At 76.2% G+C, this 10,006-nt stretch carries 10 protein-coding genes; 6 read left to right on the top strand and 4 right to left on the bottom strand.

Annotation, left to right across the window (positions count from 1 at the left end; genetic code table 11):
• Positions 1 to 49: 49 nt before the first annotated feature.
• From ACY1JF_RS30915 to ACY1JF_RS30900, 4 genes are read right to left on the bottom strand one after another with little or no spacing between them, the layout of a single operon-like run.
• Positions 50 to 424 (bottom strand): roadblock/LC7 domain-containing protein, encoded by a 375-nt coding sequence (locus ACY1JF_RS30915; protein ID WP_462708586.1) that lies wholly within the window; start codon positions 422 to 424, stop codon positions 50 to 52.
• A gap of 38 nt (positions 425 to 462) precedes the next feature.
• A complete protein-coding gene (locus tag ACY1JF_RS30910; protein ID WP_462708585.1) occupies positions 463 to 993 on the bottom strand; it encodes a roadblock/LC7 domain-containing protein in 531 nt (176 codons plus the stop codon).
• A 38-nt stretch (positions 994 to 1,031) separates the two neighbouring features.
• Complete coding sequence (locus ACY1JF_RS30905) at positions 1,032 to 1,811, bottom strand: hypothetical protein (protein ID WP_462708584.1); 780 nt, start codon at positions 1,809 to 1,811, stop codon at positions 1,032 to 1,034.
• Positions 1,808 to 2,200: a hypothetical protein gene (locus tag ACY1JF_RS30900; RefSeq protein WP_462708583.1), complete on the bottom strand. Its 393-nt coding sequence runs from the start codon at positions 2,198 to 2,200 to the stop codon at positions 1,808 to 1,810. Before ACY1JF_RS30900 ends, ACY1JF_RS30905 begins: the two co-directional genes overlap by 4 nt.
• A gap of 218 nt (positions 2,201 to 2,418) precedes the next feature.
• Between ACY1JF_RS30900 and ACY1JF_RS30895 the strand changes: the two genes are divergently transcribed.
• The 6 genes from ACY1JF_RS30895 to ACY1JF_RS30870 all read left to right on the top strand — a co-directional run bounded on the left by ACY1JF_RS30895 (position 2,419) and on the right by ACY1JF_RS30870 (position 9,962).
• A complete protein-coding gene (locus tag ACY1JF_RS30895) occupies positions 2,419 to 3,486 on the top strand; it encodes a YihY/virulence factor BrkB family protein (RefSeq protein WP_462708582.1) in 1,068 nt (355 codons plus the stop codon).
• A 40-nt stretch (positions 3,487 to 3,526) separates the two neighbouring features.
• Positions 3,527 to 3,874 (top strand): hypothetical protein, encoded by a 348-nt coding sequence (locus ACY1JF_RS30890; RefSeq protein ID WP_462708581.1) that lies wholly within the window; start codon positions 3,527 to 3,529, stop codon positions 3,872 to 3,874.
• Between the two features lie 906 nt (positions 3,875 to 4,780).
• Positions 4,781 to 5,959: a hypothetical protein gene (locus ACY1JF_RS30885; RefSeq protein WP_462708580.1), complete on the top strand. Its 1,179-nt coding sequence runs from the start codon at positions 4,781 to 4,783 to the stop codon at positions 5,957 to 5,959.
• Positions 5,960 to 6,259: 300 nt separating this feature from the next.
• Complete coding sequence (locus ACY1JF_RS30880; protein WP_462708579.1) at positions 6,260 to 6,808, top strand: (2Fe-2S)-binding protein; 549 nt, start codon at positions 6,260 to 6,262, stop codon at positions 6,806 to 6,808.
• The gene (locus ACY1JF_RS30875; protein ID WP_462708578.1) at positions 6,809 to 7,801 is read left to right on the top strand and encodes an FAD binding domain-containing protein; all 993 of its coding nucleotides are present in this window, start codon (positions 6,809 to 6,811) and stop codon (positions 7,799 to 7,801) included.
• Positions 7,802 to 7,832: 31 nt separating this feature from the next.
• Entirely contained in the window at positions 7,833 to 9,962 is a 2,130-nt protein-coding gene (locus tag ACY1JF_RS30870) for a xanthine dehydrogenase family protein molybdopterin-binding subunit (RefSeq protein ID WP_462708577.1), read from the top strand.
• The last annotated feature ends 44 nt before the right edge of the window (positions 9,963 to 10,006 follow it).

The following is a 10,006-nucleotide window of genomic DNA, read 5'->3' as shown; positions in this document are numbered from 1 at the left end:
TCTGAACAGGCTCGGGCCGGCGACCGCGCGGTCGCCGGCCCGAGCCTGTTCAGAGGTCCAGTTCGCTCTCGATACGGCGCAGCTGGTGGCGGGCCATCGCCAGGTTGGCCCGGTTCGCGTCGAGCACCAGGTAGAGGAACAGCCCGTTGCCGCCGCGTCCCTTGAGGAGGCGGATCAGGTGGTACTGGCTGCTGAGCGTGATCAGGATGTCCTCGATCTCCTCCTTCAGGCCGAGGAGTTCCATCGTGCGCAGTTTCGCCCGTACGACATCGGTGTTGCCGGCCGCGGCGACCTCCAGGTTGAAGTCCTTGGTGCCGCCCAGGGTGCCCAGCGCCATGCCGCTCGTGTAGTCGACGAGCGCGGCGGCCGAAGCCCCGTCGATGGCGCTGAGGCATTCCTTGAGCGAGGTTTCCAGGTTGGCCATGAGTCGGTTTCCTTCCGGATGTGATCGATGAGGTCGGTTCAGGTCGGCCGGCGCTGACCGCCGGTCTGGGGACGGGGTGGACGGGTGGGCCGCTGCGGGGTGCGCACCGGCAGGGTGCCGATGGGGCGGGCGAGGTCGACGGGGGTCACGGCGGGTTCACCGGGGGCGGACCGGTCCTGGGCCGTACGGGCGGTACGGGTGCGGCCGGCGACCAGTTCGCCGATCCGCGCGCCGCTGCGCCGGCCCTCCAGGTGCAGCCGGCCCACGTTGACCCGGCCCTCGGCGAGCAGGGTCAGGACGGCGGCCGGACCGGCCGCGTAGGTGGCGACGTAGCCCTCGGTGCCGCGCAGCAGCAGTTCGCGGAAGTCGCCGCGGCCGGTGGCGTCCGCCGTGCGGCGGGCGACGCCCAGGGCCGCGGCGGTGAGCGCGGCGAGACCCTCCGGTTCGGTGCCCGGCGCGTCGTGGGCGAGGACGAGCCCGTCGACGGTGGCCGCGAGGGAGCCGGTGAGCTGGGGCACGTGGTGGCGCAGGCGGTGCAGTTCGGCCAGGACGTCGCTCTCGACGGCCATGAGCAGTCTCCTTTCGGCACGCTGGCGACGCGCGCGGATCACAGGGCCTCCAGGGCGTCTCGAAGCCGTCGCAGCAGGGCGGCGTCGGGGTCGTCCCAGGCGGCCCCGTACGGATCGGGAGCGGCCCGGGTGCCCCGCGCGGGGACGCGCGGGGCGGTGGTGACGAGTCCGTCGGCGGCCAGACGGCGCAGTTCGACGAGGGTGTGATACGTACGGCAGGCGAGGGCCTCCGCTATGGCGGCGGCGGTGCGGACGCCGTCGACCAGGGCGAGGACCCGGCCGCGCCGGGGCGGCAGCCCGGCCGGTTCCGTGCCGGCCGCCCGAGCGAGCGGGGCGACGTCGACGAGGGGATCGGGCCAGATGGCGTGCAGCAGGTCGCGGCGGCGCCGCGACTCGCGGACCACGGTGTCCACCGGGACCGGGCGGACCACGCCGAGCCAGTGCGCGGCACCCGGCCGGAAGCGGTGCGCGCGCCCGTCGTGGGCGAGGGCGAAGTAGGCGGCGTCGAACAGCGCGCCCAGGTGGCACAGCTCCAGCGCGCCGGCGGTGAGCCGCCCGTCGTCCACCAGCCGGCGGCCCACCCGGTGCCGGGCGCCGTCCCGGTCGATCGCCTCCCACCAGCCGTCCTCGGTGAGGGCGCCGCCGCGGACGAGGAGGACGCCGAGGTCGGGGGTGTGCGCGGACTCGACGTGCGCCACCCGGCCCGCGGAGAGGTAGAAGACGCCGCGCTCGCCGGTCAGGGCGCCGGTGGCCCCCTCGGCGGCCAGTGCCCCCAGCGCGGCCGAGGTGGTGCCGTGCGCGGCCCAGGCCGTCGTCATCCGAGCACCAGCCGGGCCGCCGTCTCGCCCAGCCGGATGCGGGCCAGGGCCAGGTTGCCGTCGTTGCGGTCCAGCCACAGGTGCAGGAACACGGTGCTGTCGAAGGGCGTGCTGACGAACCGGATCAGGTGGTACGCGTCCCCGGTCGTGACGATCATGTCCTCGACGGGCGACTTCCCGCTGCCGACGGGCCCGTCCGGCGCCAGCGCGCCGCTCTCCGCGGCGTGCCGGGCCAGCTCCGCGGTCACCGCCGCCGTCGCCTCCGCGTCGCCGCCCGGTGCGTCGCCCACCGCGCCCAGGGCCAGTCCGCTGATCCAGTCGACCAGCCACGCCCCGCGCGCGCCGGGCAGGCGCATCGCCTCCAGCAGGCTCTCGTCTATTCCGGGCACGCCACAACCCCTCCCGCACGGCCGCACCGTCAACGTGACGGGGACACTACGGAAAGTGCACGCGTCAGGTGGAGCCTTTGGCATTTTCCAGAGGAACGTGCGTCCGGTACGGCATACTGGGGGGATCACCCGGCCGTCCTCGGCCGCGTGTCGGCGCGGGAGCGGACGCGGCGGATGTCCACAGGCGTGTTCGGTGCCGGACGGGCTACCCGTGCTCCATGGCCCGACTCCACATGCCCCACCGCGGGAAACACACCTCCGATCAGGGCGACGTCCACGCCCGGCGGGGCGCCGACGAGGACTTCGGTCCGGACGCCGCCACCGAGCGCGCCGCGCCGGACTCCCCCACCGAGTTGCCGAAGCGCTCCTGGTCGGCGCTGCTGCGGCGGGTGGTGAAGGAGTTCAAGGACGACGAGCTCACCGACCGCGCCGCCGCCCTCACCTACTACGGGGTCCTGTCCCTGTTCCCGGCCCTGCTGGTGCTGGTCTCCCTGCTCGGCGTCGCGGGGCGGTCGGCCACCCAGGAGGTCCTGGACAACGTGCAGAAGCTCGTCCCGGGGTCGGCGCGGGACATCCTGTCCGACGCGATCCGGCAGTTGCAGGGCCAGGCCGGTCTGGGCTCGGTGCTGGCGGTGGCCGGCCTGGCCGGTGCCGTCTGGTCGGCCTCCGGCTATGTCGCCGCCTTCATCCGCTCGGCCAACGCGGTCTACGACGTCCCCGAGGGACGTCCGGTGTGGAAGGTGCTGCCGCTGCGGGTGGTCCTGACCGTGGTGCTGCTGGTGCTGGCCGTGGCCAGTGCGCTGATCGTGGTGTTCACCGGCTCCCTGGCGGAACAGGCCGGCACCGCGCTGGGCGTGGGCGACACCGCGGTGACGGTCTGGTCGATCGCCAAGTGGCCGGTCCTGGTCCTGCTGGTGATCCTCATGATCGCGATCCTGTACTGGGCCACGCCCAACGCCCGGGTGCGCGGCTTCCGCTGGATCACGCCGGGCAGTCTGGTGGCCCTGCTGATCTGGCTGCTCGCCTCCGCCGGGTTCGCGTTCTACGTGGCGAACTTCGGTTCGTACAACAAGACCTACGGAACCCTGGCCGGCGTGATCATCTTCCTGGTCTGGCTGTGGGTGACCAACCTGGCCATCCTGCTGGGCCTGGAGTTCGACGCCGAGCTGGCCCGGCAGCGCGTCATCGACGGCGGCCATCCCGCCGACCGCGAGCCGTACGTCGAGCCGCGCTCCACCCGGGCCTGGGACGAGGCGGACCGGCGACGCGCGGATCCGCAGGAGTGAGACCGCTCATGGCCCGGACCGGGGCGGGTACGCGGACGCCATGACCGATCAGCGCAAGACCCACGAGACCGAGCACCGGGACGAGGCTCCCTCCGCGGAGTCGGAGAAGGAACGCGCCGCGTCCCGGCCGTTCAGCTACCCGTATCCCGAGCGGCGCGCCGGCGTGCGGGCCACCCGGCACATCAGCCGTGAGGAGGCCGACGCGGACAGCGTCCCCGGTGTGCCGGGCGGCTACGGCACCACCGGCGGCGGCCAGCCCGCCGGCGGGCGCAGCGCCCCCCGGCCGCACGCCGACACCGCCGACGAGTCCGGCGTCACCGACATCGTCGGCGGCCGGGAGCCGCACCCGGACCGTCCGAACCGCAGCGGCGGCACCGACCGCGAGTAGCGCCGCGGAAGGACCGGGCCGGCCCGCCCCCGTCGCCCAGGACCGCCGCGCCGGCCGTGACGGACGCCGGGGCGAGCCGGGGCGCACCACCGTGCCGGCGGTCTCCTCCGGCCCGATCAGTCGCTGGACCTGCGTGTGCGGGCGCGTGGAGGCGTGCCCGGCCTCCTGCCCGGGGCGGGCCGCGGCCGACGCGCCGGTGCACCAGGTCCTTCCCGTCCCCGGCGCGGGCGGGCCGGCGACCGCCGGGTCCACCGGCACACCGCTGCCGGCGGCCTTGTCGGCGAACCCGCGGGAGACCGCGGGCGGCGCTGCCCCGACGTGCCGTGGCGGACCGCCCCGGCCGGGGCGACGGCGGCCGAGCCGCTCGCGGCGTACAGCACACGGCCCCGGCCCCCGCTCTCGCGCCGCAGAGGCGGGCGCGGGTGGACCGCGCCCGCGAGGACGCCGGTCCCCAAGCAGCGGCGCCGGCCGTCGTCGCCAGCCTCCGGGACGGCGCGGCGCCGAAGAAGCCGGGGCCGCTGGCGAGGGCGTCGGAGTCGGGCGGCGTCTCGGCCGCCCGGCCCGCGCTCTCCCCGGTGCCGGAGCCGGCCGCCACCGGCACGGAGCCGCCGTCCGGCGGCTGCTCCCGCGGGGCGGCGGCGCTCTTGTCCAGGCGTCCGGCGCCGCACCCGTCGACACCCGCCCGGGTCCCCGGGCATCGGCGCGGCCCGCCCGCCGGGGCCGGGGACGCCGTACGGTCGGCCGACCTGCTCCCGCCCACCGTGGCCCGGGTTCCGCGTCCCCCCTCGCGCGTGCGCACCCCGGACGGCCGCACGCCCCGGCGCGTCGGCGACCCCGGGTGATCCACGGCGGCCCGCGGCGACGATACTGGGCCTGCGCACGTGCCCCCGCCCTTCAGATGGACTCATGCCGACCTCTTCGACCGATCGCCCCACGACCCCGCCGACCGTCTGGCCGGCGCGCGGCCGCCACGTCGGAACCGCCGCTCGGGACGTCCTGCTGCGCACCCTGCGGCAGCACAAGGACGACGGTGTCATCGACGACTTCCACGAACTGCCGCGCGACGACGGGGACACCACCGACCAGATCTTCGAGGCGCGTTGGCGGGTGGCCGGGACCGTCACCGTCCGGGCCCGGCTGACCCTGGGGGCGGGCTCGGCCGGCTCCCAGGGGTGGACGCTGCTGGCGGAGGCCGAGGAGCACTGGGACCAGGGGTGGCCCTCCCCCGCCGGGATGTTCTGGCCGGACGACCCGGACGTCACCTGGGACCGCGACGCCGCCACCGGGCTGCGGCTGCGGGGCCTGAACACACTGCCGGAGGACGACAAGGCCGTACGCCGGCTGCTGCGGGACGCCGGGCGCGACGCCTGGATGATCCACGTCGTCGTCCACGAGGCGATGACCCCCGACCACCGCGGCCGGGTGCCACTGGTGCGGTGGCTGCCGCCGAGCCTGCGCCACCGTGTGATCGAGCACCGCGCCGCGCCGCAGCAGCTGCGGGTGGTGAACTGGGCCCTGGAGGAGTTCGGCGTCCAGGTGCCGCGCGGCGGCGCGGTGGTGCTGCCCGGCACTCCGGCCCCGCCCGACCCCGGTGACCTCAGCGTGCGCACCGTCTTCCTCGACGGTTCCGAGCCCGCCGAGCTGATCGCGACGGTACGGCGGTTCGCCGCGCTGGCCAGGCCGCTGCCGGACGGGGGCGAGGCGGCGCTGACCGCGCTGCGGGAGGACTGGCGGCTGCTGACGCTGCGGGAGGAGCTGGAGCGGGAGCGCCGGCTGGTGGCCATGTACGCCGAGGCGCTGGAGGCGATGACGCGGTCCCGGGACCTGTACCGGGAGGCGGCCGAACGCGCGGGGGAGGCGCTCGCCGCCCTCCGCGAGTCCACCGGGACGCCCCTGGCCGGCCGGTCCGGGCCGGCCGAGTCACGTCCCGCGTCCCCGCTGCGCGCGCTGACGCGCGGGCTGGAACGCCTGAAGGCGGCGTCGGCGTCCCGCTCCGCCGCACCGGCGGGGGCCGGCGCGGCGGACGGGGCCAAAAAGACGGGCACGGAAACGGGCGCGGGCCGCTCCCGGTCCCAGGACCGCTGAGCGGTCCGGTCCGGTCCGGTCCGGCCGGGCACCGGGCACCGGGCACCGGGCACCGGGCACAGCCGACGGCCTCACACAGCCGCCGACGGACTACGGGACCGCCGGCCGCACATCCCGCGGTGCCGTCGTCGGGCCCGGAGCGGCGCGCCCCGCCGCGGCCCCCGTGGGGCACCCAGGGGCCGGCGGCGTGCGGGCCGGTGGCCCGGCGGTGCGCGCGTTCGGCGTGACGTGTCAGCCGGGACATCCTGGATACGCGGACCGCACAGCCGTACCGGCCCGCCCCGGAAGGTCACCGACGTCATGGACAGCCACCACACGACCGCGGTCACCGCCGTCGAGCACTCGGACACCACGCTCCGGGTCAACGGCGAACCCCGCACGCTCACCGTCGACCACCGCCGGGTCCTGCTGGACCTGCTGCGCGAGGACCTCGGCCTCACGGGGGCCAAGAAGGGGTGCGACCACGGCCAGTGCGGGGCCTGCACGGTCCTGGTGGACGGGCGGCGCGTCAACAGCTGCCTGCTGTTCGCCGTCGCCCTGGACGGCTCGGAGGTCACCACCGTCGAGGGGCTCGGCGGCGACGGGGAGGGACTCCACCCGTTGCAGCGCGCGTTCCTGGACCGGGACGCCTTCCAGTGCGGGTACTGCACACCGGGCCAGATCTGTTCCGCGCTCGGCGCCCTCGACGAGGCCGCCGCCGGGCATCCCTCGCACGTCACCGACCCGGCGAGGCCCTCGGGCGGGCCCGTGCCGCTGGACCGGAAGGAGATCCGGGAGCGGCTGAGCGGCAACCTGTGCCGGTGCGGCGCGTACCCGCGCATCGCCGAAGCCGTCGAGGACGTGATCTGAGTGCGGCCCTTCGCCTACGTCCGCGCCACCAGCGTCGAGGAGGCCACCGACGCCTTCGCCGCCCGGCCCGGCGCCCGTTACCTCGGCGGCGGCACCAACCTCGTCGACCTGATGAAGCTGGGCGTCGAGACGCCCGCCGCCCTGATCGACGTCACCCGGCTCCCGCTGGACACCGTGGAGGAACTGCCCGACGGGGGCCTGCGCGTCGGGGCGATGGTCCGCAACAGCGACCTCGCGGCGCACCCGGCGGTCCGCGACCGCCGGCCCGCGCTGTCGCAGGCGCTGCTGGCGGGCGCCTCCGGGCAGTTGCGCAACGCCGCCACCACCGGTGGCAACCTGCTGCAGCGCACCCGCTGTCCCTACTTCCAGGACCTGACCAAGCCGTGCAACAAGCGGGAGCCCGGCACCGGCTGCGGCGCGCTCCAGGGCGTGCACCGGGACCACGCGGTGCTCGGCCACTCCGAGCAGTGCGTCGCCACCCACCCCTCCGACATGGCGGTGGCGCTGGCCGCCCTCGACGCCCGGGTGGAGCTGTGCGGCCCGCAGGGCGCCCGGAGCGTCCCGGCCGCCGACTTCCACCGGCTGCCCGGGGCGCACCCGGAGAAGGACACCGAGATCCACCCGGGCGAGCTGATCACCTCGGTGGTGCTGCCGGCGGCCACGGGCGGGCTGCCGTCGCGCTACCGCAAGGCCCGGAACCGGGCGTCGTACGCCTTCGCGCTCGCCTCCGTCGCCGCCGTGCTGCACTGCGAGAACGGTGTCGTCGAGCGGGTCGGTCTCGCCTTCGGCGCGCTGGCGCACCGGCCGTGGCGGGCGCGGCGGGCCGAGGACGCGCTGGTGGGCGCGGCGCCCACGGCGGCGGCGTTCGAGTACGCCGTCGACCTGGAGCTGGCCGCCGCCGAGCCGCTGCGGGACAACGGCTACAAGGTCCCCCTCGCCCGCCGGCTCGCCCTCGACGTCCTGGGCCGGCTGGCGCCCCACTCCCCGGCCTGAACCGGCGTCCGCGACCCACGAGGAGTACTCCATGACCGTCACCGAGACCGTCCTGGGCGCCGGGGCCGAACGCCGGGAAGGACGGGAGAAGGTCACCGGCGCCGCCCGGTACGCCGCCGAGTTCGACGAGCCCGGCCGGGCCCACGCCCGGCCCGTGCCGGCCGCCGTGGCGCGGGGCCGGGTGACCGGCGTCGACGCCGTGCCCGCCCTCGCCCTGCCGGGCGTACTGGCGGTGCTCACCCATGAGAACGCGCCGCGGCTGGCCGAACCGGACGACCCGGTGCTGGCCGTGCTGCAGGGTCCGCGCGTACCGCACCGGGGCTGGCCCGTGGCGCTGGTGGTGGCCCAGTCGCCGGAGGCGGCCCGGGCCGGCGCCGACGCCGTCCGCGTCACCTACGGGACGGAGCCGCACGACGTCACGCTCACCGCGTCGCACCCCGGCGCCTATGTGCCCGAGAAAGCCAACGGCGGTAACCCGGCGGTCCGTGAGCGCGGCGAACCGGAGGCCGCCTTCGCCGCCGCCGAGGTGCGGATCGACACCGAGTACCGGGTGCCGCCGCTGCACAACCACCCGATGGAGCCGCACGCGAGCACCGCGTGCTGGGACGGCGACCGGCTCACCGTGCGCACCTCCAGCCAGGGCACCACCGTCGTACGCACCGCGCTCGCCCAGATGTTCGAGGTGCCGGAGGGGGGAGTCACCGTCACCGCCGAGCACGTCGGCGGCGGCTTCGGCTCCAAGGGCACGCCCCGCCCGGACGTGGTGCTCGCCGCGCTGGCGGCCCGGCACACCGGCCGGACGGTCACGGTGGCGTTCCCGCGCCGCCTGCTGCCCTCCCTGACCGGGCACCGCGCGCCCACCCTGCACCGGCTCCGCCTCGGCGCCGGCCGGGACGGCCGGCTCACCTCCCTCGGACACGAGGTGACCACCCACACCTCGCACGTCAAGGAGTTCGTGGAGCAGGCCGCCGTACCCGCCCGCGTCATGTACGCCGCGCCGCACAGCCGGACCGTCCACCGCGTGGTACGGCTGGACGTGCCCACGCCCTCCTGGATGCGCGCGCCGGGCGAGGCCCCCGGCATGTACGCCCTGGAGTCGGCGATGGACGAACTCGCCGCCGAACTGGGCGTGGACCCGGTGGAGCTGCGGATCCGCAACGAGCCGGAATCGGAGCCCGACAGCGGCAGACCGTTCAGCAGCCGGCACCTGGTCGAGTGCCTGCGGGAGGGCGCCCGCCGGTTCGGGTGGGCGGCGCGCGACCCGCGCCCGGGGGTCCGTACGGAGGGTCCGCTGCTGGTGGGCACCGGCGTGGCCGCGGCCACCTACCCGGTGCTGGTCGCGCCGTCCACCGCGGCGGCGCGGGCCATGCCCGACGGCGGCTTCCTGGTCCGGATCAACGCCACCGACATCGGCACGGGCGCGCGGACGGTGCTCGCGCAGGTCGCCGCCGACGCCCTCGGGGTGCCGTTGGAGCGGGTCCGGACCGAGGTGGGCAGCAGTGATCTGCCGGCGGCCTCGCTGGCCGGGGGCTCCTCCGGCACCGCCTCCTGGGGCTGGGCCGTGCACGACGCCTGCGTCCGGCTCGCGGACCGGCTGACCGCGCTGCCGGGCCCGGTGCCCGCGGAGGGGATCGGCGCGCACGCCGACACCACCGGGCGGGCCGACGCCGGGAGCGCCTACGCCCGGCACGCCTTCGGGGCGCACTTCGCCGAGGTCGCGGTCGACACCGTCACCGGTGAGGTACGGGCACGGCGGCTGCTGGGCGTCTACGCCGCCGGGCGCGTCCTGAACGCCCGTACCGCGCGGTCCCAGTTCGTCGGCGGCATGACCATGGGTCTGGGCATGGCGCTGACCGAGGACAGCCACCTGGACCCGGCGTTCGGTGACTTCGCCGAGTCCGACCTGGCCTCGTACCACGTGCCCGCCCACGCCGACGCCGTGGACATCGAGGCGCACTGGGTGGACGAGGAGGACGCCCGTCTCAACCCGATGGGGAGCAAGGGGATCGGGGAGATCGGCATCGTCGGCACGGCGGCGGCGATCGGCAACGCCGTCCACCACGCCACCGGCATCCGCTGGCGCGAACTGCCGCTGACTCCGGACCGGGTGCTCGCCGGGCTGCTCGCCCACGAGGCCCCGGCGGGCACGTTCGGCGGATGAGGTGCGGCGGATGAGGTGCGGCGGGCCCGGTCGGCGGGGCCCCG

The organism is Streptomyces sp. SYSU D01066-1, from assembly GCF_054956795.1.
The sequence above is the reverse complement of the archived record's forward strand: the minus strand, read 5'-3'. Positions and strand labels throughout refer to the sequence as shown.

What these genes read in the sequence shown, in the direction of transcription:
- ACY1JF_RS30885 (WP_462708580.1), top strand. Translation starts at nt 4,781, where the DNA reads ATGCCGACCTCTTCGACCGATCGCCCCACGACCCCGCCGACCGTCTGG.
- ACY1JF_RS30895 (WP_462708582.1), top strand. Translation starts at nt 2,419, where the DNA reads ATGGCCCGACTCCACATGCCCCACCGCGGGAAACACACCTCCGATCAG.
- ACY1JF_RS30890 (WP_462708581.1), top strand. Translation starts at nt 3,527, where the DNA reads ATGACCGATCAGCGCAAGACCCACGAGACCGAGCACCGGGACGAGGCT.
- ACY1JF_RS30905 (WP_462708584.1), bottom strand. Translation starts at nt 1,811, where the DNA reads ATGACGACGGCCTGGGCCGCGCACGGCACCACCTCGGCCGCGCTGGGG.
- ACY1JF_RS30910 (WP_462708585.1), bottom strand. Translation starts at nt 993, where the DNA reads ATGGCCGTCGAGAGCGACGTCCTGGCCGAACTGCACCGCCTGCGCCAC.
- ACY1JF_RS30880 (WP_462708579.1), top strand. Translation starts at nt 6,260, where the DNA reads ATGGACAGCCACCACACGACCGCGGTCACCGCCGTCGAGCACTCGGAC.
- ACY1JF_RS30915 (WP_462708586.1), bottom strand. Translation starts at nt 424, where the DNA reads ATGGCCAACCTGGAAACCTCGCTCAAGGAATGCCTCAGCGCCATCGAC.
- ACY1JF_RS30870 (WP_462708577.1), top strand. Translation starts at nt 7,833, where the DNA reads ATGACCGTCACCGAGACCGTCCTGGGCGCCGGGGCCGAACGCCGGGAA.